This is a genomic window from Streptomyces sp. NPDC054813 (genome assembly GCF_053611365.1).
In genome coordinates this window covers 21,709-40,807 of the sequence record NZ_JBSHAF010000018.1, presented here as the reverse complement: position 1 = coordinate 40,807, position 19,099 = coordinate 21,709, and the positions used below count along the sequence as shown (strand labels likewise).

Sequence of the window (19,099 nt, the reverse complement as noted above, 5' to 3'; positions counted from 1 at the left end):
CTCGTACCGGCTCGTATCGAGAACCGAGAGGGGACACCGGTGGCAGACGGCGGCAGGCGGCGGAGGGCGTTCATCGGGTCGTTCACGGCGGCCGGCGGGCCGGGGGTCGTCACGGCGGCGGTCCATCCGCACAGCGGTGCCCTGGCCCTCCTGGAAGGCGTCGACGGCGTCCCCGACCCGTCGTTTCTCGCGCTCGCACCCGGCGGGCACACCCTGTACGCGGTCAGCGAGACCGCCGACGGCGCGGTGGCCGCGTACCACGTCCACGACGACAAGCCACGGCTCGCCGGACCCCCGGTCCCGGTCGACGCCAGCGGCCCCACCCACCTCAGCGTCTTCGACGGTCACGTCCTGACCGCCAACTACGGCTCCGGCAGTGTCAGCGCCGTCCCCGTCCGCCCCGACGGCACCCTCGCCGGCGCCGCCTCCGGGGTGCTCCGGCACACCGGCTCGGGCCCGCACGAGCGCCGCCAGCGCGGCCCGCACGCCCACCAGGTGCAGCCGGACCCCAGCGGCCGCTGGGCGGTCAGCGTCGACCTCGGAACCGACTCGGTCCGGGTCTGCACCCTGAACGACGGCACCCTCGCCGTCCACCGCGAGTTCGCCCTGCGCCCCGGCTCCGGCCCGCGCCACCTGGCCTTCCACCCCGGCGGCCGGTACGCCTACGTGGTCAACGAACTCACCCCGACCGTCACGGTCTGCCGCTGGGACGCCGGTACCGGCGCCCTGAAGCCCCTGGCCGAGACCCCGGTACTGCCCGGCGCCCCGGCCGGCGACGCCTACCCGTCCGGCATCGTCGTATCACCCGACGGCCGCTTCGTCTGGACGGCGACCCGGGGCGAGGACGTCCTGACGACGTTCACGGTCGACGGGGACAGTCTGCACCTGACGGGGACGGTTCCCTGCGGCGGTCACTGGCCCCGGGCCCTCACCGAATCCGGGGGTTTCCTGTACTCGGCCAACGAACGTTCCGGGGACATCACCTGGTTCACCGTCGACCAGGAGACAGGCGTGCCGCGCTACGACGGCTCGGTGGAGATTCCGGCAGCGTCCTGCGTGATCTTCGACTAGGCCCGACCAGGCAGCGCACCGTAAAGGGCGCGGGGTGTGCCAAGGCGCGGCTCCGCCGCGTGCGCGGGCTCAGCCCCCACCCGGCGGCCGGTCGAAGAACCTCCGCACTACCCCGAAAAAGACCGACGGGCCCCTTCCAGGAAAGGACCCGTCAAGGCACACACGCCAACCTCAGCGCACCGGCGCACCCTGCGGCTGCTGCGGAGCGATCCCCAGCGCCGTCGTGTACTTGGCCAGCGCCAGCTTGCCGATCGCCGGGTACGGACCCAGCGGCTCGGCCGTGGCGCACCCCGCCTCCTCGGCGGCCGCCGTCAGCAGGCCCCCGTCGATCTCGGGGCCGATCAGATACGGCGCCAGCGCCAGCTGCTGCGAACCCGACGCCCGCAGCTGCTCGGCGATGGAGGAGATCGAACCCTCCTGGTCCAGCGCAGCTGCCATCACCGGCACGGCCAGGCGCGCGGCGAGCAGCATGCCGGTGATCCCGGCGGCCTGCACGGCCTCCTCGCCGCCCACGGAGGCGAGGATGATGCCGTCGGCGGCCGTGGCCACGGTGAACAGGCGGGCGCGGTCGGCGCGGGCCAGACCGGCCTCCGACAGACGCACGTGCAGCGCCTCCGCGAGCAGCGGGTGCGGGCCGAGGACGTCGGTCAGGTCGGCGGCGACCCGGCTCTCCATCACGGCCTGGCGGACCTGGCGCAGCAGCGCGCTGTCCGGGCCGGCCAGCAGCGGCACGACGACCGCGACCGGGCCGTCGGGCATCTTGACGCCCTCGACGCCGGCGGCGACGGCCTGCTCGTAGCGGGCGGCGCGCTCCTCGGCGCCGCGGGCGAGCACGGACTGGAGGGTGGGGAACTCCGCGTCGTCCCCGTCCAGGTACCCGATCCGGGCGTCCAGGCCGGGCAGCTCGGAGCGGGCGATGCTCACGACCTCCTCGGCGAGGGAGCGTGTGACCGCGCTGGGCGTACCCGGCACCGCGAGGACGAGCGCGGGCGCGTCCTCGGGAGCCACCAGCGGCTCGGGTCGGCGGTGCCGCCCGGGCTGGCGAGGTCGCGGCATTCGTACTGGCAGGCCGGACGCGGGCCCAGTGGGGGAGCTCATGGCGACGCATGTTACTGGCTTATTGGGCTCCCCTGTTCGGGGAGGGTGCAGGTGAGCGGTATCCGTCCGGTTTTGTCTGATGAGTTGCGCATGATTCGGAGGTGATCCCGTCAACTGTCGGACACTTCATGTCCCAGTGGGATCAATCCCTTTTTGTATGTACTACGGAGAGCAGCTTTTCATCACCCGGCAGAGTGAGCCGCCCGGTGATCAGGTCACTCGCGACGCGTACCGCTCCGTGCAGCGGACCGCCCTGCGCCGGAACCTGCCGGGCCCGCGGCAGCAGCCTCGTCAACTCCTCGGCCAGCGGTACCAGAAGCGGGTCGCCCAGCTTGGACAGGCCGCCGGTGAGCGCGACTCGGGGCGCACCGGCCGTGGGGCAGACGGCGGCGGCCGACTCCGCCATGTGCCGGGCCGCCGCGCGCAGGATCCCGGCGGCGACCGGGTCGTGGGCGGCGCAGTCGGCGACCAGCGGGGCGAAGGAGGCCAGTACGGCGGGCCGGTCGGCGCGCGGATAGAGCTGCCCGGGCAGCCCGGCCGGCGGCCCGAACCGCTCCTCGGCGCACGCCAGCAGCGCGGCCGAGCCGCCGTCCCGCCCGTCGAAGGCGCGCAGCGCCGCCTCCAGGCCCGCCCGGCCGATCCAGGCGCCACCGCCGCAGTCGCCCAGCAGATGCCCCCAGCCGTCCGCCCGGCGCCACCCGGTCAGATCCGTGCCGATCGCGATCAGCCCCGTACCGGCGGCGATCACCGCGCCCGGGTGCGGGCCCAGGGCGCCGACGTACGCCGTCACCGCGTCGGCGGCCAGGGCGACCGTCCGCACGCCGAGCTCTCGGGTCAGCGCGTCCGGCAGGTCGGCCCGCAGGGCGTCCCCGAGACTGGCCAGTCCGGCGGCGCCGACGACCACCGTCGTCACCCCGTCCAGGCCGTACTCGCCGATCAACGCCCTTGCCATGGGCAGGAGTTGCTCCAGCAGATGCCCGGGGTCGAGGCCTCGCGCGCCCGTCCGCACCGGTTCCCGGGACTCCCGCGGCGCCGACGGCTCCCGCCCCGGCACGCCTACGACGGCTCGCAGCCCGGAACCGCCGGAGTCGACGGCGAGAAAGCCGGGCCCGAGGCCCTCGGCGCCCCCGGAACCGACGGCGCGGCCCTCGACGCCGGGGACCCTGCCGCCGCCTGCGCTCACGGCAGACGCCAGTCCACCGGCTGTCCCCCCTGCTGGATCAGCAGGTCGTTGGCCCGGCTGAACGGGCGGGAGCCGAAGAAACCGCGGTCCGCCGACATGGGCGAGGGGTGCGCGGACTCCACCGCCGGCAACTGGCCGAGCAGCGGACGGAGGTTGCGGGCGTCGCGGCCCCACAGGACGGACACCAGCGGCTTGCCGCGTCCGGCCAGTGCCCGGATCGCCTGCTCGGTGACCTCCTCCCAGCCCTTGCCCCGGTGCGCGGCCGGGCTGCGCGGAGCCGTCGTGAGCGCCCTGTTGAGCAGCAGGACGCCCTGCCGGGTCCAGGGGGTGAGGTCGCCGTTGGACGGCTGGGGCAGGCCCAGGTCGGTGTTCAGCTCCCGGAAGATGTTGATCAGGCTGCCCGGCAGCGGGCGTACCTCGGGCGCGACCGAGAACGACAGGCCCACCGCGTGCCCCGGGGTGGGGTACGGATCCTGGCCGACGATCAGGACGCGAACGTCGTCGAAGGGCTGCTGGAAGGCCCGTAGGACGTTCGGCCCGGCCGGGAGGTAGGTGCGTCCCGCGGCGATCTCGGTGCGCAGGAAGTCGCCCATCGCCGCGATCTTCCCGGCCACGGGTTCCAGGGCCTTCGCCCAGCCCGGTTCGACGATTTCATGCAAGGGTCGTGGTGCCACGGCGTCACCCTACTGCCGTACACAGGTCGGTGATCAAGCCGCGGTCGCGGGACGACCGAGGATGACCGGACCGTCGGCTCGTATGACAGAAACCGCGGCCTCCGGACCCTTCGTCGGCACAGGTCGGAGCCGCGGTGCCGGTCCGCCCGAACAAGGTGCCGGGACTCGTTCCAGGAGACGCCTGCGCGAGCGGGCTCAGTCGTGCGACCGTCGACTCGGAGGTTCGCCGTGAGCAACGGGGCGGCCTCTCCCGTATGGGAGGGCGGTCCGGGCTGTCCGTGCGCGCGTGAGGAGGATGCCTTTGAAGGCGTTCCGTGGTCCGAAGGTCTGGTTGTGGCGCTGGCGGCGCAACCCGCTGAAGCGCCGCGCAGACACACTGGAGGCCTGGGTGCTGCTCGGCGCCTGGCTGTTCACCCTGCTGGCCGGGGTGCTCGGCGGGCTCGCGGCGGCCCGGTCGGTCGAGGACGGTCTGGCCCGTGAGCGCGCCGAATGGCACCCGGTCGTGGCCCATGTCATGGACAAGGCTCCAGGAGGTTCCGGGCCGAAGTCCGAGTCCTCCGGCGGCGAACGGGTCTGGGCAAGGGTGGGCTGGACCGTCGACGACGGCTCCGCGCACACCGGCCAGGCCCGGGTCCCGGCCGGCAGTAAGGTCGGCACCCCGGTCACCGTCTGGACGGACCCCCAGGGGCACTTGGTCACGCGGCCCGCCACCGCGTCCGAGGCGCACTTCCGGTCCGCGCTGATCGGCGGTCTGGTCGGGCTGAGCGCGGCCGCCGTCCCCTTCGTCGCCGGGCTCGTGGTGCGCGGCCGGCTGGAGCGGCGGCGGATGGACCGCTGGGACGCGGAGTGGTCGCGGCTCGGGCCGCAATGGGGCCGGACGATCGGCTGAACCGGCGCCCGCTCCGGGAGCTTCGGGGTCACTGACTCGCCAGCGCCGTGAGGCAGTTGGCGAGCAGTCGCTCGTCCCGGGCGATGTCGTGGCTGCCGTACCCGCCCGGCCGGGCCGTGTGCCGTCGGGCGGTGGCGAGTTCGGCCGTCAGCAGGTCGCGCAGCGGTGCGCCCGTCGGGCCCATCTCCGCCAGGCACGCGGCGATCGCACCGCGGGCGTACGGATTCTCCGCCCAGGCGGCGCGCAGCACCGGCAGTACCGGGTCCGGATCCCCGTCGATCCGCCACCAGGCCTGCGCCGCCGCGGTCCGTTCCCACACCCGGCCCGATCCGGCCAGCCCGCGCAGGGCCGGCAGCGCGTCCCGGGCTGCGGCCCCGAGCCGCCCCAGCTGCTCGGCCGCTGTCCGGGTGCTGCGGCTGCGACCGTGCGTCAACTCCCTGAGCAGTGTGGGGAGTACGGCGCCCGCGTCGCCCTCCGCCGCCCACAGGGCCCCCGCCGCCAGGGCCGCGTGCCGGGTGTCGAGGAGCCCGCGCAGGACCGGCGCCGCCGCCCGGGCCGCCGTACCCAGGGCGTCGAGTGCCCGCACCGCCTGCCCGACCAGGGCCTCCCGTGCCCCGAGTCCGTCCGGTGCGCCGCGCAGCAGCCGCAGTACCTCCGGCACCGCTGCCGGATCCCTGAGTGCGGTGATTGCCGCCAGCAGGGGAGCGGCCAGCTCGGCGGCCTCGGGCGAGTCCAGCGGTAGCCGGCCCAGCCGGTGCCGCAGCGCGGGGGCGAGCGGAGCCGCGGCCGGGCCCAGCCGGACCACCTCGAAGCCCAGCCCGACGGGAGCCGCCGGGCCCGCCAGCAACTGCGCCAGGACCGGGACCGCGCGCGGATCGCCGCTTCTGGCCAGTGCCTTGAGCGGTCCGCCCAGCGAGGGCCTGCCGCGCTCCCAGGTGCGCACCCACAGGTCGGGCCGCGCGATCACCAGCGCGTGCAACTCGTCGGCGGCGGGCGCGGCCAGCCCGAACAGCTCCGCGAGCACCGAGACGGCCGCATCACGCAACTGATCCTCCTGGCAGCCCAGTTGGGTACCGATCAACGAGACGGGCGCGCTGAAGTCCGCCCGCCACTCCCGGAACAGCCCGGCCGACATCCGCACCGCGTTGCACCGGTCCATCGCGTCCGGACTGCCCAACTGGCCCACGAGCAGGGCGATCCGGTCGGCCACCCGGTCGTCCAGCGCCCGGTGGAGGGTGCGCAGCAGATACGAACCCTCCTCGTCCGACGGTCGCAGCCGCCGTATCCGGCCGACCAGCGTGTCCGGCTCCATCCGGTCCGGATCCGTGGCGCGCCGCTCGGACCGCTCCCGCAGCAGCCGGACCGCCGTCGGTACCAGATCGGCGGGCAGCCGCTCCGGCGCGCCGAGGGCCAGCTGGCCGAGCGCGGCGAGCCGCATCCCCGCGGAGTGCGGCGGCCGGCTCTGCGCGGCCAGCAGCTCCACCGCCCCGGCCGCGTCGGCGGGATGGCGCCGTACGAACAGGCCGAGGGCCGCGGTCAGGGCGGGCAGCACCTGTTCGTCGCGCTCCACCGTGATCCGCCGGCGCAGCAGCTCCAGCACCCGCGCGGGTTCGTCCAGGAACCGGACCAGCGCAGCCGTGGCCGCCCGCCGTACCCCGGGGCACGGGTCGTCGGCCAGCGGCACGAAGGCCGCGGCGCCGGCGCGCACCGCGGCCTGGGCCGGCGGGCCGGCGCTCTCCGAGCCGATGCTGACCAGCAGTTCGACTATGGCACCCCGGTCCCGCACCTCCGCGCGGGAAGCGAGCGCGAAGAGGAACGGGACGCAGGCGAGCGTCGAGTCGTACACGTTCCCCTGGTGGTGCACCGAGCCGTACATCCCGTCGAGCGCGACCTCCCGTTCGGCCGCGTCCGGCGAGGCCAGTGCGCGCAGCAGACCGGGCACGTCCTCCGCGCTGCCGTACGCGTGCCGCAGCGCGGCCCAGTCGACCTCGTCGATCCCCGTGAACACGTTGTCCTCCCCGGGCGAGTACCACCTGATCAGGAGTCTGCACCACGGCACTGACAACAATGCGGGATCGGACGACGACTGTGTGCGATCCGTCGACGGTCACCGGCCAACGACACCCCGTGGAGGGATCAGTTCCCGCCAGGCAGTGCCCGCTCCAGGATCGCGTCGACCCCGGCCCCGGCGGGCAGCGTGCCGAACGCGTACCCCCAGTCGCCGCCGAGCCGGGTCGCGCAGAAGGCGTCCGCGACGGCGGTCGGGGCGTACCGGACCAGCAGGGAGGCCTGGAGGGCGAGCGCCATCCGCTCGACCAGCCGGCGGGCGCCCGCCTGATCGGTTTCCGCCAATTCCGTCTTCAGCCGGGTCACGGTGACATCCAGCCGGGCGTCCGCCCCGCGCGCGTGGGCGAGTTCCCCGAACAGGGCGTCGGCGGCGCCGGGTTCACGGGCGAGCGCCCGCAGCACGTCGAGCGCGTTGACGTTGCCGGAGCCCTCCCAGATCGACAGCAGGGGTGCCTCGCGGTAGTGGCGGGGCATCCCGGAGTCCTCGACGTAGCCGTTGCCGCCCAGGCACTCCAGGGCCTCCGCGGTGAAGGCCGGGCCGCGCTTGGTGACCCAGTACTTGCCGACGGCCGTCGCGATCCGCCGGAAGGCACGCTCCTGCTCGTCGCCGCGCACCGCGCGGTCGGCGGCGCCGGCCAGCCGCAGCGTGAGCGTGGTCGCGGCCTCCGACTCCAGCGCCAGGTCGGCCAGAACGTTGCGCATCAGCGGCTGGTCGACGAGCCGCGCGCCGAACGCGCTGCGGTGGCGCACATGATGACCGGCCTCCACGAGCGTCTTGCGCATCAGGGTCGCCGAGTTCATCACACAGTCCAGCCGGGTGCAGTTGACCATCTCGATGATGGTCTTCACGCCCCGCCCCTCGGGCCCGACGAGCCAGGCCACGGTTCCGTCGAACTCCGGCTCGGAGGACGCGTTCGACCGGTTGCCGAGCTTGTCCTTGAGCCGCTGGATGCGGAAGGTGTTACGGCTGCCGTCGGGCAGCACCCGCGGCACGAGGAAGCACGACAGCCCGCCCGGTGCCTGCGCCAGCACCAGGAAGACGTCGCACATCGGCGCCGAGGTGAACCACTTGTGCCCGCGCAGGGTGTAGACGCCCGGCTCGGCGGTAGGCGTGGCGGCCGTGGTGTTGGTCCGTACGTCCGAACCGCCCTGCTTCTCGGTCATCCCCATGCCGGCGAGCAGGCCCGGCTTCTCGGTCGGCACCCGTAGTTCCGGGTCGTACTCCCGGCTGGTCAGCAGCGGTTCGTACACCTTGGCCAGCTCGGGTGTGGCGCGCAGCGCGGGGACCGCCGCATAGGTCATCGAGGTGGGGCAACCGTGGCCGGATTCGGTGTGGCCCCACACCAGCCCGCCGGCCGTCCGCGCGACATGGGCGCCCGGCCGGTCGTCCGCCCAGGCCGCCCCCGCCAGTCCCTCGGCCACGGCCGTCCGCATGAGGTGGTGCCAGCTGGGGTGGAAGTCCACCTCGTCGATCCGGTTGCCGTACCGGTCGTGGCTGCGCAGCTCCGGCTCGTGCCGGTTGGCCAGCTCGCCCCACTCCTGAGCCTCCGCGCTCCCGGCCCGCACCCCGAGCCGCCGGATCCCCTGCTCGGCCCACTCGGCGCCCTCCCGGCGCAGCCCCTCGATGAGGGCCGGGTCGTCGGAGGCGTCGTACGGGGCGAGCGGCGGTGGCTGGTTGGTGACGTCGTGAGTGGCGTACTGCGGCTGCGGAAGCGCGGCGGTCGAGTCCATGGCTCCATGTTGCACTCTCGCTACGACTGTAGCAATGATGCAACAACAAGCCGGACGTACAGTACGTGACCATGCGCATGAACGTGTCCGCCGAGCCCGCCGGCGCCGACCTGCGGCCGCTGTCCGCCCGGTCGGTCGTGCTGAGCCTGCTGCTGGGCACGCATCCGCCGCGGCTGCCGGTGAAGGACCTGCTCCGCCTCGTGGAGCCGTTCGGGGTCGGCGGCTCCGCGCTCCGGGCAGCGCTCAGCCGGATGACGGCGGCCGGCGACCTGCGCCGCACCGACGACGCCGTCTACGGCCTCAGTGACCGGCTCCTTGCCCGCCAGCGGCGCCAGGACGAGGCGGTACGGCCCCGTACGCGCGCGTGGGACGGCGACTGGGAGATGCTGATCATCACGACCACGGGCCGCGGCCCCGCCGAACGCGCGGACCTGCGCACCCGCCTGACCGCCCTGCGCCTGGCCGAACTCCGAGAGGGCGTCTGGCTCCGCCCGGCGAACCTCACCAGACCCCTCCCCGACGAGGTGCTGGCGATCGCCGAGCCCTGCACGGCCCGCCCCTCCCGTGCCGCCCCCGAACTGGCCGCCCACCTCTGGCCGTTGACCACCTGGGCCGACACCGCCCGCGCCCTGCTGACCCGCGCGGCCGAATCCCCCCGTCCCCCCGACCGCCTGACGCTCTTCGCGGCGGCCGTACGCCACCTGCTGACGGACCCCGTCCTGCCGCCGGAACTCCTGCCCGCCGACTGGCCCGGCGACCGACTGCGCACCGCCTACGCGGCCTACCGTGCGGAACTGGGCGAGCCGACGGGGGATCTGGCCGACTGACGCCACCGGACGTCGGATCGGCCGCTGAAGAGCCTCGGGTTCCAGGGCTCCGAGGAGCTCCGGCCTGGGCGACCCTTGAAGATCATGGAAGAGTGGGCCCGTGACTGCATCACAGGCCACGACACTGGCGGTTGACGAAGTCGAGGGACTCGCGCTGGACGGGCTGCGCTGGCTGACCGAGTCCGCACGGGAGACCCCAGGAGGGGGACTCGCCTGGCCGAACCGCCGCTCCGACGACGAACTCAACCCCATGTTCTACAGCGGTACGGCCGCGCATGTCCCGGTGCTCCTGGAGGCGTGGCGGCACTTCGGCGACGACTCCTACGCCGACACCGCCCTGCGCACCGGCCGCAGCATCGCGGACGCCGTCGACGGCATCGACGACGACTCCCTGTACTTCGGCCGTACCGGAATGGCGCTCGTCCTGCGGGCACTTCAAGAAGAACTCGGCGACAAGGCGGCCGGTGCCGCAGCCGACCGCGCGTTGACGGTCGTGCGGTCACGATTCGACGGCACCCGCTGGGGCGCCCTGTTCGAGCTGATGGGCGGAAACGCGGGGATCGGCCTCGGGGCTCTCGTGGCCGGCGACCCCGAACTGGCCGTCCTGGCCGTGGAGCCGTATCTGCGCACGGCGGAGCCGACTCCGGCGGGCGTCCAGTGGCCGCATCGCACGGGTGTCGACTCCCGTCTGCACCACGTTTCCCACGGTGCGCTCGGTATCGTCCTGGCGCTGGCCCGGGTCGGCGGGGCCACCGGCCGTACGGACCTGGTCGAACTGGCGCTGGCCGGTGCCGCGGACGTCGTGGCGCGTGACCAGGCGGGGCCGGAGGGTTTCCTGGTCCCGCACTCCACCCCTCAGTACCGCCCCGACGCGGTCGATCGCGTCAGTTACGGCTGGTGCCACGGCCCGGCCGGCGACGCCCAGGCCTTCCGGCTGCTGCGGGACGTCACGGCCGACCCCGGCTGGACCGCTCTCGCCGACCGCTGCTGGCACACGGTCACGCACTCCGGCCTCCCCCAGCGGCTGCGCCCCGGCTTCTGGGACAACAACGGCCGCTGCTGCGGCACCGCGGGCGTCCTCGCCCTGGCCTGCGACCGGATCGCCGAACAGCAGGACCCGTACGACTTCGCCCGCGTCCTCGTCGCGGACCTCGCCGCCCGCGCGATCCGGGACGAGGACGGCGCTCGCTGGTCCAACGTCGAACACCGGGCCACCCCGAGCGACCTCGAACCGCGCACCGGCTGGGCGATGGGCAACGCGGGCATCGTCCGCGAACTCCTGCGCTTCGTACGGCTGAGCCGCGGCGGCGATCCCCGGTACGCGCTCGCCTGGCCGGACCAGCCTCCGGTACCCGCCCGGGCGACGACCAGCCACCACGCCACCGACACCGTGACGTGACGTGCCCGCCCGGGTGTGCGGGACCGGCCTGTCCGCGTACCCGCCGGGGCTCAACCCGTCTTCGGCCGGACGGGGGTCTGCTCCATGACGCTGTCCAGATGCGTGATGACGGCCGGGACGTCTGCGCTCTCGGTGCGCCGGATCAGCTCCAGGGCCGGCCGGACGAGGTCGCCCGGCCGTGCGGTCAACCGCGCGAGCACGGCGGCCCGGACGTCGAGCCGCTCGATGGTCGCCGCGCGCTCCGTCTCGCTCTGGCCGGCCAGCAGGACGGCGTTGTACCAGGCCTCCTCGCGGGACTGACGGATGCTGAAATCGAGGATTTGCTCGTCCGTGCGGCCGCCGACCCGGTCAAGCAGCGACAGGAACGGCGACAGCGCGTCGACCGAGTCCTGCACCGCCAGCACCACCCGCGCGAGGATGTCGTTGATCAGCAGGAAGTCGTGCCGCAGCTCCTGGATGGCCTCGCCCGGGCCGGTCCGCGCGGCGGCGACGGCCAGGTCCAGGTTGATGTGCGCGTTCACGCCGAGCACCAGGTGCTGGACGATGACGGTGTCGGCGTCGTCGAGCAGCCCGAACGCCTCGCGCCAGCAGCGCGGTCCGCTCCGGTCGCGACGCCAGGCGTCGTACGCCTCGAAGTAGCGGTTGCCGAAGTGGGTGTCGAAACGGTCCATCCGCGGGCCGTCGTCGAACAGCCCGTCGTGGACGGCCGTCCGGACCTCGACGGTCACCTGCCGGTACAGCGCCGCGAAGTATCCGACCCGGTCACCGGCGCGGGTGGCCTCCCGGACGATCCCGGCAAGTCCGTCCACGACATCGTCGATGTTCTCTGCCGTCATCCCCGACTCCCTCTCCGGGTCCCCTCGTTCGGCCCGCACACCGGTGAGGGTCCCCGCCCCGGAGCAGACACGAACCCGCTGCGGTGGAGCCGCCGCCCGGTAATGGGCGACGACCCCACCGCCCGGGCTCACTTGTAGGTGATGTCCGAGCTCGCGTACTTGCAGTACGTCCCGTCCGGCCCGCTTCCGTTCGTCGGAGGCTCCGCGCCCGTGTTGTTGCCGATGTACTTCTGGCACGGCACGATCTTCTTGCTGCTGTCCCCGACGATCGTGATGTTCTTCAGCGTCGCGCTGTCGCCGTAGTTGGTGTTGATCCCTACGAGCGCGCTGCCCTTGTAGGTCGCCTCGATGGTGTTGAGGTTGATCGTGCGCTTGTACTGCGTGGAGCAGTTGCCGCACGAGCGGACCAGCTTGCCGAAGTTCTGCACGGCGAAGCCCGACACGTTGAGCGTCCCGGCGCCGTTGAACTGGAACACCTTGTCGCTGGCCTCCTTCGCGCCGCCGCCGGAGACGGTGTAGACGTTGGACGAGGAGGAGCCGCGGAAGGTCGCCGCGTCCTCGCCGACGTCCTCCCACCACACGTTCTGCAGGGTGCAACTGCCCTCGCAGTGGATGCCGTCCGCGGCGGGCGCGCCGATGATGACGTTCTTCAGGACCGTGCCGGCCGCCAGGTCGAGGATCGGGTCCTGGTCCTCGCTCTGGCCACCGCTGCCCAGGTCGCCGCTGCCGTACAGGCGCAGCATCCCGTAGTCCTTCGTGCCAGACAGCTTGATGGTCGCGGTGACGGCCTGGCTGCCGCTCGCGGTCGGCCAGGTGGCCGCGTTCGCCCGGGCGCCGTTAGCCATGATCATGCCAAGCGAGAGTCCGAAAGCGGCCAGCCCGCCCGCCAGCGCCCGCGCACTGGTTCGTGCTCGTGAAGTCATGTCCCGTATGCCTTCTGTCGAGTGGGGGGTCCTTCTGGGGGTTCGACGGATGGATGTGTATGTGAACGTCGTCCATCTCGCGGAACCGGAAGTGCAGACACCTGCCCGTTGAGGACCATCGCTGGGCTCGGTGGTCACAGTGCTGAACGGAACGTAGGATGCAAGCGCTTTCTAGTCAACGCCTCGCGCAGCATCAGTTCCTGTCCGGGACCCCGCCTCGCCAAGTCGCGTGGGAGCGCTTCCATGGAGGCCATGTCCATGCCACGATGCCCGGGGATCCCCGCACGACGCCGCACCGAGCCGCGATCAGAAAGGGACAACGACGTGCCCCGCCCCCGGCGCCACCCACCGCGCACCGCGCCCCCGGCGGCGTCCGGCCGCCCTCCGCACCCTGTTGCGTCCCTGCTGTTGCTGGCGCTGCTCGCGCTGACCGCCGTTCTCGGGGCCGCCGCCTCGGCCCGCACCGCCGCCGTCCCCGCGGCGGTCCTCACCGAGGCCGCCGGCTTCGGCGAGAACCCCGGCAATCTGCGGATGGTCACACCGGCAACAGCGCGGCCCCCACCGCGTACACCCTCGGCGGCATCACCTGCACGGTCAGTTGACGACGGCGCCGTCGCCGTCCCTCGTCAGGAAGGCTCCCGTGAAGCCGCAGCCCAGCAGAACACCGCTCGTCACGCTCCTCAGCGCCTGCGTCCTGGCTCTCGCCCTGGTCGTGACCGCGACGGCCGTCACCGCACTGGTCCGCGGACCCCGGCCGGCCGGCGCACAGCAGGACCGGGGCAGCCACTGGGTGAACACCTGGACCGGCATGCCGCAGCTCACCGAGGCCGGCAATCTGCCGCCCGCGCCCTTCACGGGGGAGAGGACGGTGCTGGTCGACACCACCCTGCGCCAGACCGTCCGCGTCACCACCGGCGGCCATCGGCTGCGGCTGCGCTTCTCCAACGCCTACGGCGACACCTCGCTCCCGCTCACCTCGGTGACGGTGGCGCTCCCGCAGGACGGGCGGGCGGGGGCCGGCGCGATCGTGCCGGGCAGCCTCCACCCGGTCACGTTCTCGGGCCGCACCGCGACCGTGGTCCCGGTCGGCGCCCAGGTCGTCTCCGATCCCGTCGCCTTCGAGTTGGCGCCCGGATCCAACCTCTCCGTCACCGCCTACACCGCGCAGGGCCAGCCCGATCTGGCGCTCACTTCGCATCCGGGGTCACGCACCACGTCGTACCTCGTCAACGGCGACCACACCCGGTCCTGGCGGGGGCGGTGCCGACGGAACTGTTCCTCCGTGGCTGACGATTCACGGGCGTCCGGCACCGCTGCCGAGCGGCGCCACCAGGGTCCGCCGAGGCCCGACGGCCGGTGCCTCCTGGCCGCGGCGGCCGGTGGTCAGGCCGCGTCTTCACCCCGTGCCGAAGCCGCGGTCCGCGCGCTGATCACGGCCCGTCCTCGCGCCGATTCCGAGAAGTGGTCGAGCATCGCGCGCAGTTCTGAGGCGCCGACGTCGGCGCCGAAGGGCTCGGTGCCCGGTTCGAGTCGTACCCCTCCGGCGAGCGGGCCTGCGATGACAGGAGTGAATCCGAACGCGTCGACGAGACCGGCCACGGTGGCGAGGTCGTCCGGATCGTCGCCGGCGATCGCGATCGCCTTGCGATCCGGGGTTCCCTCGGGCCGGGCCCCGTCCTCCAGGTCGTGGTAGCCCATGTGGTTGAACGCCTTGACCACACGTGCTTCGGCCAGGTAGGCCTGCACGGTCTCGCTCGAAGAGGTGAGCGGGTCGGTGAGGTCCTCGCGGCCGCCGTCGACCTCCCACCAGTAGTTCATCGCGTCGATGACGAGTTTGCCGCGCAGGGCGTCGGCGGGCACGCTGCGGTACTTGCCGAGCGGAAGGGCCAGGATGACGGCATCCGCCCCCGCCGCGGCCTCGGCCGCGGTCACCGGGACCGCGCCGGGGGTGAGGACTTCGACGGTGAGGGCGATTTTGCCGGGGTCGCCCGATCCCGCGATGAACACGCGGTAGCCGGCGGCCAGGGCCAGGCGGGCCAGCACGGTGCCGACCTTTCCGGCACCCAGGATGCCGACGGTGCGGACGGTGGTGGCGGGCATCTCTTCTCCGTTCCTGGTGTCAGCGTGTCAGCCCGCGAGGAGGTCGCGGACCATGGGGATGACCTTGGTGCCGTACAACTCGACGGCGCGCAGGCGAGCGCTGATCGACTGCGCGCCGTTGGTGTAAATGAGGTCGAAACGGCCGACACCGAGGGCTTTGATCGCGCGGGCCATCTTGCGGGCGACCGTCTCCGGCGACCCGATGTAGAGGGAGCCGCGCTCGATCTCGGCCTCGTACTCCTCCTTGCGGACCGGCGGCCAGCCCCGCAGTGCGCCGATGCGGTCCCGGATGACCTTGTAGTGCCGCCAGTGCGCTTCCTTGGCCTCCTCGTCCGTGTCGGCGATGAAGCCGGGCGAGTGCATGCCGACCGGGTGAGCGGTCGTGCCGAACTGCTCGGTGGCGCGCTGGTAGAGGTCGATGTACGGCGTGAAGCGCTCCGGGGCGCCGCCGATGATGGCGATCATCAGCGGGAAACCGTAGCGGGCGGTGCGGACGACCGACTGGGGCGAACCTCCGACACCGACCCAGGTGCTCAGGTGCCCGGACTCGGTCTTGGGGAAGACGTCGGCGTCCTTGAGCGGTGCGCGCTTGGTGCCGCTCCAGGTGACCGGCTTCTCCTCCAGCAGCTTGGCGAAGAGCGCGATCTTCTCCTCGAACAGCACGTCGTAGTCGGCGAGGTCGTAGCCGAAGAGCGGGAACGACTCGGTGAAGGAGCCGCGGCCCAGGATGACCTCGGCCCGGCCGTTCGAGAGGGCGTCCACGGTTGCGAACCGCTGGAACACCCGGACCGGGTCGTCGGAACTCAGCACGGTCACGCCGGAGGACAGACGGATGCGGCTGGTGCGGGTCGCGATGCCGGCGAGGACGGTCTCCGGGGTCGAGATCGCGAACTCCGGGCGGTGGTGTTCACCGAGGGCGATGACGTCGACGCCGGTCTCCTCTGCGAGTACGGCCTCGTCGAGGACCTGCCGGATGGCGCGGGCGTCGGAGACCGGGTTGCCGGAGTCGTCTTCCGGCACGTCGCCGAACGTGTCCAGGCCGAAGACGAGATCAGACATGGGTGGACTCCTTCGTGAGTGGTCGGTTCACCCGCGGGGTGTTTTCCATCCCCGGGGAACGTACGTGATATGTCAACCAAGTGGCGGGTGTCGTGCCTGCGGCACGGTGCACGGCATGTCCCGCCGGCCGATGCTCGCGACCGAGTCCGGCCTCGGCCGCGGTCCTGTGTGCCGTCGGGCTGTCTTCATGGCATGATAGTTGATACGACAACCAAAGTGTGCGGGAGGTGCTCCCCATGAGCAACGTGGAAATCCGGCCTGCGGAAGTGCGGTGTGGTGCCCCGGTCGACGGGAACCGGCCGGCCGGAGCGCCCCGGGTCGATGTGCTGTCGGCGCGAGAAGTGCCCCTGGGCGGCCCGCGTGCGCTGCTCGTGCGTCGGACGCTGCCTCAGCGGGCCCGGACGCTGATCGGGGCCTGGTGCTTCGCCGACCATTACGGTCCCGTCGACGTGACCGCCACGGGCGGCATGGACGTCGCCCCGCATCCGCACACCGGACTGCAGACGGTGAGCTGGCTGTTCAGCGGCGAGATCGAGCACCGAGACAGCCTCGGCACCCATGCCCTGATCCGTCCCGGAGAGATGAACCTCATGACCGGCGGTCACGGCATCGCCCACTCGGAGGTCTCCACCCCGGGCACCACCGTCCTCCACGGCGTGCAACTGTGGGTGGCGCTGCCTGGGCGGCACCGTGCCGCCGACCGGGACTTCCAGCACTACGTGCCGGAACCCGCGCGTGTCGACGGGGCGGAGATCAGGGTCTTCCTGGGCTCGCTCGCCGGCAGCGCCTCTCCGGTACGAAGCTTCACCCCACTCCTCGGAGCAGAGGTCGTTCTCGAACCGCGTGCGACGGTCACCCTCGCCGTGGCGCCCGACTTCGAGCACGGCCTCCTCGTGGACAGCGGGGACGTCCGCTTGGTCGACACCGTGATGAAGCCGGCCGAACTGGGGTACGTCCCCTGCGGCGCGGACACCCTGACGCTGGTGAACGAGTCGGACGGCCCGGCGCGGACGATCCTGCTCGGAGGGCCTCCTTTCGAGGAGGAGATCGTCATGTGGTGGAACTTCATCGGCCGGAGCCATGACGACATCGTCCGGGCCCGAGCGGACTGGGAGGCGTCCTCCGACCGCTTCGGAACCGTCGAGGGCTACCCCGGGCGCCGTCTTCCCGCCCCCGCCCTGCCGAACGCCGTCATCACTCCGCGCGGGAATCCGCCACGCCGCTGAAATCCCGGCGCGGACGGTAACCGGCTGTCTGACTGGCCCGATGCGCCCGCCCGCACGCCCCTGCGCACAGGGCGCGCGGCAGCACCCGCAGTAAGGGGAACGGCTTCTACGGCAAGGGGGACCGAGGAGCGGTGATCGACACCATCGGGTTGAGCACTGCGCCCACCGGCTGCTGGGCGCCTCCTCAAGGCGGCACAAGGGGTCCTTGGGGCATGATGACACATCAACCATACGTGGATGTCAACCACGGGACGAGCTCGAGGCGACAGGGGATCGGTGAAATGTCAACCACGCCTACACTCGAATCATGGGCGAGAGGGTGCGTTGGTTGACGGCGGACGAGCAGCACGCGTGGCGGAGCTTCCTCCGGCTGAACGACAGGCTGCGGGGCCGGTTGTCGCGCCTGATGGTGGCGGAGTCGAATGTGTCGGCCGCGGACTTCGGGGTGCTGGTCGAGCTGACGGACGCACCGGACGGGCGGCGGAGGATCCTGGATCTCGCCCGGGCGCTGGAATGGGAGAAGAGCCGGATGTCCCATCACATCGCCCGCATGGTGAAGCGCGGGCTGGTGGTTCGGGACGAGTGTGCCGAGGACGGCCGCGGCGCCTTCGTGGTGATCACGGAGGAAGGGCGCGCGGCGATCGAGGCGGCCGCGCCGCGACATGTGGAGGCGGTGCGCGAACTGTTCCTCGACCATGTCACGCCGGCGGAGCTGCGGATGCTGGCTCGGCTCTCCGACCGCGTGGTGGAGAAGCTGGACGAGGAGCCGACCTGATCGGGCGCCCCGGGGTGGGCGGCGAGGCGCGAAGGCGTACCCGGGCCTGAGGGGCATGGGTGCGCGGTCGGGTGCGTTCCTCCGGCGAGCGTCCCGCCGCCGGGTGAACGTGGCCGAATCCCCATCGATGAAGTTGATGCATCAACTCGTACCTAGACTAGAATCCGATCGTTGACGCATCAACCAGATGCTTTCCTCTCGGAGAGGAACTGCTGACATGAGTGCAAAGAAGATCATCGCCGTGACCGGTGCGACGGGCTCGCAGGGCGGCGGTGCCGCACGGTCGATCCTCGCCGACCAGGATTCGGCGTTCGCGGTGCGCGCGATCACCCGGGACCCTGCCTCGCCCGCCGCCCGGGAACTCGCCGCGCTCGGTGCCGAGGTGGTCCGCGCGGACTTCCATGACGAGCCGACTGTGCACAAGGCGTTCGGGGCGCCTACGGCGCCTTCCTCGTCACGAACTTCTGGGCGCACGGCTCGGCGGCGAAGGAGACGGAGGAGATCGGTGTCCTGGTCCGGGCGGCCGACGCGGCGGGCCTGCGGCATGTGATCTGGTCGACCCTGGAGGACACCCGCGAGCTGCTGCCGCTGGACGACGACCGGATGCCGGTCCTCCAGGGCGAGTACAACGTGCCGCACTTCGACGCCAAGGGTGAAGGCAACCGGCTGTTCACGGAGGCCGGTGTTCCGGTGACCTTCCTGAACACCACCTTCTTCTTCCAGGGCTTCCTGGACGTCTTCCTCCCCAAGCGCGCCGAGGACGGCGTACTCACGGTGACCATGCCGTTCGAGGACGGCAAGCTCCTGTCCGGGGTGGACGTGGCGGACATCGGCCGCACGGCACACGCTCTCCTCAAGGGCGGCGAGCAGTTCATCGGCAAGACCGTCAGCCTGGCCGGGGACCACCTGACCGGTGCGCAGTACGCGGAGAAACTCGGGGCCGTGATCGGCGAGCCGGTGCGCTTCCGGTCCGTGCCGTACGACGTCTTCCGCGCCCTCGACGTTCCGGCCGCCGACGAGATCGCCGACATGTTCCAGTACTACGGGGACTTCGACAGGGAGTTCACCGGAGCCAGGGACCTGAAGCGGCTGCGCGAGATCAACCCGGAGCTCAGGAGCTTCGACGACTGGCTGGCCGAGAACGCCTCCAAGATCGAGCTGGGCTGACCGAGCCCGGCAGGTACGGCGGCCCGCGAGGGAGCGACGGGCGCGGGCCGCGCGGCGCTACCGACCGACGCCGC

General features: G+C 72.4%; 15 protein-coding genes and 2 pseudogenes. 8 read left to right on the top strand and 9 right to left on the bottom strand.

Going from position 1 to position 19,099, the window contains the following annotated elements; translation table 11 throughout:
• Positions 1 to 39 precede the first annotated feature (39 nt).
• Positions 40 to 1,071, top strand: coding sequence for a lactonase family protein (locus tag ACWGJB_RS31750; RefSeq protein ID WP_453383494.1), 1,032 nt, complete (start codon positions 40 to 42; stop codon positions 1,069 to 1,071).
• Between the two features lie 171 nt (positions 1,072 to 1,242).
• Here the strand turns inward: ACWGJB_RS31750 and ACWGJB_RS31745 are convergent, their stop codons facing one another.
• From ACWGJB_RS31745 to ACWGJB_RS31735, 3 genes are all read right to left on the bottom strand, one after another.
• Positions 1,243 to 2,169: a sirohydrochlorin chelatase gene (locus ACWGJB_RS31745; protein WP_450764167.1), complete on the bottom strand. Its 927-nt coding sequence runs from the start codon at positions 2,167 to 2,169 to the stop codon at positions 1,243 to 1,245.
• Positions 2,170 to 2,311: 142 nt separating this feature from the next.
• Positions 2,312 to 3,241, bottom strand: coding sequence for an N-acetylglucosamine kinase (locus tag ACWGJB_RS31740; protein WP_453383631.1), 930 nt, complete (start codon positions 3,239 to 3,241; stop codon positions 2,312 to 2,314).
• A gap of 107 nt (positions 3,242 to 3,348) precedes the next feature.
• On the bottom strand, positions 3,349 to 4,026 hold the full coding sequence (locus tag ACWGJB_RS31735) for a uracil-DNA glycosylase (RefSeq protein ID WP_450764165.1): 678 nt from the start codon (positions 4,024 to 4,026) through the stop codon (positions 3,349 to 3,351).
• 295 nt (positions 4,027 to 4,321) lie between these two features.
• Between ACWGJB_RS31735 and ACWGJB_RS31730 the strand changes: the two genes are divergently transcribed.
• Positions 4,322 to 4,915, top strand: coding sequence for an Rv1733c family protein (locus ACWGJB_RS31730; RefSeq protein WP_453383493.1), 594 nt, complete (start codon positions 4,322 to 4,324; stop codon positions 4,913 to 4,915).
• A 28-nt stretch (positions 4,916 to 4,943) separates the two neighbouring features.
• On the opposite strand, the gene ACWGJB_RS31725 is transcribed toward ACWGJB_RS31730, so the two are convergent.
• Complete coding sequence (locus ACWGJB_RS31725) at positions 4,944 to 6,923, bottom strand: HEAT repeat domain-containing protein (protein WP_453383492.1); 1,980 nt, start codon at positions 6,921 to 6,923, stop codon at positions 4,944 to 4,946.
• A 128-nt stretch (positions 6,924 to 7,051) separates the two neighbouring features.
• Entirely contained in the window at positions 7,052 to 8,713 is a 1,662-nt protein-coding gene (locus ACWGJB_RS31720; RefSeq protein WP_453383491.1) for an acyl-CoA dehydrogenase family protein, read from the bottom strand.
• Between the two features lie 71 nt (positions 8,714 to 8,784).
• On the opposite strand from ACWGJB_RS31720, the gene ACWGJB_RS31715 reads away from it, so the two are divergent.
• The gene (locus ACWGJB_RS31715) at positions 8,785 to 9,540 is read left to right on the top strand and encodes a PaaX family transcriptional regulator C-terminal domain-containing protein (RefSeq protein WP_453383490.1); all 756 of its coding nucleotides are present in this window, start codon (positions 8,785 to 8,787) and stop codon (positions 9,538 to 9,540) included.
• A 100-nt stretch (positions 9,541 to 9,640) separates the two neighbouring features.
• Positions 9,641 to 10,939: a lanthionine synthetase LanC family protein gene (locus ACWGJB_RS31710; RefSeq protein ID WP_453383489.1), complete on the top strand. Its 1,299-nt coding sequence runs from the start codon at positions 9,641 to 9,643 to the stop codon at positions 10,937 to 10,939.
• 50 nt (positions 10,940 to 10,989) lie between these two features.
• On the opposite strand, the gene ACWGJB_RS31705 is transcribed toward ACWGJB_RS31710, so the two are convergent.
• A complete protein-coding gene (locus ACWGJB_RS31705; protein ID WP_453383488.1) occupies positions 10,990 to 11,775 on the bottom strand; it encodes a DUF5995 family protein in 786 nt (261 codons plus the stop codon).
• 128 nt (positions 11,776 to 11,903) lie between these two features.
• Complete coding sequence (locus tag ACWGJB_RS31700) at positions 11,904 to 12,698, bottom strand: pectate lyase (RefSeq protein ID WP_453383487.1); 795 nt, start codon at positions 12,696 to 12,698, stop codon at positions 11,904 to 11,906.
• 640 nt (positions 12,699 to 13,338) lie between these two features.
• Between ACWGJB_RS31700 and ACWGJB_RS31695 the strand changes: the two are divergent.
• Positions 13,339 to 13,944, top strand: a pseudogene (locus ACWGJB_RS31695) (SGNH/GDSL hydrolase family protein); the annotation flags it as partial.
• A gap of 137 nt (positions 13,945 to 14,081) precedes the next feature.
• Here the strand turns inward: ACWGJB_RS31695 and ACWGJB_RS31690 are convergent.
• Both ACWGJB_RS31690 and ACWGJB_RS31685 read right to left on the bottom strand, forming a co-directional pair.
• Positions 14,082 to 14,798, bottom strand: a complete 717-nt coding sequence (locus ACWGJB_RS31690; RefSeq protein WP_453383486.1) for an NADPH-dependent F420 reductase — start codon at positions 14,796 to 14,798, stop codon at positions 14,082 to 14,084.
• A 27-nt stretch (positions 14,799 to 14,825) separates the two neighbouring features.
• The gene (locus ACWGJB_RS31685) at positions 14,826 to 15,857 is read right to left on the bottom strand and encodes an LLM class flavin-dependent oxidoreductase (RefSeq protein ID WP_453383485.1); all 1,032 of its coding nucleotides are present in this window, start codon (positions 15,855 to 15,857) and stop codon (positions 14,826 to 14,828) included.
• A 236-nt stretch (positions 15,858 to 16,093) separates the two neighbouring features.
• On the opposite strand from ACWGJB_RS31685, the gene ACWGJB_RS31680 reads away from it, so the two are divergent.
• From ACWGJB_RS31680 to ACWGJB_RS31670, 3 genes and pseudogenes are all read left to right on the top strand, one after another.
• A complete protein-coding gene (locus tag ACWGJB_RS31680) occupies positions 16,094 to 17,083 on the top strand; it encodes a pirin family protein (protein WP_453383484.1) in 990 nt (329 codons plus the stop codon).
• A gap of 307 nt (positions 17,084 to 17,390) precedes the next feature.
• Positions 17,391 to 17,858, top strand: a complete 468-nt coding sequence (locus ACWGJB_RS31675) for a MarR family winged helix-turn-helix transcriptional regulator (protein ID WP_453383483.1) — start codon at positions 17,391 to 17,393, stop codon at positions 17,856 to 17,858.
• Positions 17,859 to 18,045: 187 nt separating this feature from the next.
• A pseudogene (locus ACWGJB_RS31670) lies at positions 18,046 to 19,025 on the top strand (NmrA/HSCARG family protein).
• Positions 19,026 to 19,099: the final 74 nt, after the last annotated feature.

Coding starts and splice junctions, on each gene's coding strand:
- ACWGJB_RS31675 (WP_453383483.1), top strand. CDS start 17,391: ATGGGCGAGAGGGTGCGTTGGTTGACGGCGGACGAGCAGCACGCGTGG.
- ACWGJB_RS31705 (WP_453383488.1), bottom strand. CDS start 11,775: ATGACGGCAGAGAACATCGACGATGTCGTGGACGGACTTGCCGGGATC.
- ACWGJB_RS31680 (WP_453383484.1), top strand. CDS start 16,094: ATGAGCAACGTGGAAATCCGGCCTGCGGAAGTGCGGTGTGGTGCCCCG.
- ACWGJB_RS31730 (WP_453383493.1), top strand. CDS start 4,322: ATGCCTTTGAAGGCGTTCCGTGGTCCGAAGGTCTGGTTGTGGCGCTGG.
- ACWGJB_RS31745 (WP_450764167.1), bottom strand. CDS start 2,169: ATGAGCTCCCCCACTGGGCCCGCGTCCGGCCTGCCAGTACGAATGCCG.
- ACWGJB_RS31690 (WP_453383486.1), bottom strand. CDS start 14,798: ATGCCCGCCACCACCGTCCGCACCGTCGGCATCCTGGGTGCCGGAAAG.
- ACWGJB_RS31700 (WP_453383487.1), bottom strand. CDS start 12,698: ATGACTTCACGAGCACGAACCAGTGCGCGGGCGCTGGCGGGCGGGCTG.
- ACWGJB_RS31715 (WP_453383490.1), top strand. CDS start 8,785: ATGCGCATGAACGTGTCCGCCGAGCCCGCCGGCGCCGACCTGCGGCCG.
- ACWGJB_RS31720 (WP_453383491.1), bottom strand. CDS start 8,713: ATGGACTCGACCGCCGCGCTTCCGCAGCCGCAGTACGCCACTCACGAC.
- ACWGJB_RS31685 (WP_453383485.1), bottom strand. CDS start 15,857: ATGTCTGATCTCGTCTTCGGCCTGGACACGTTCGGCGACGTGCCGGAA.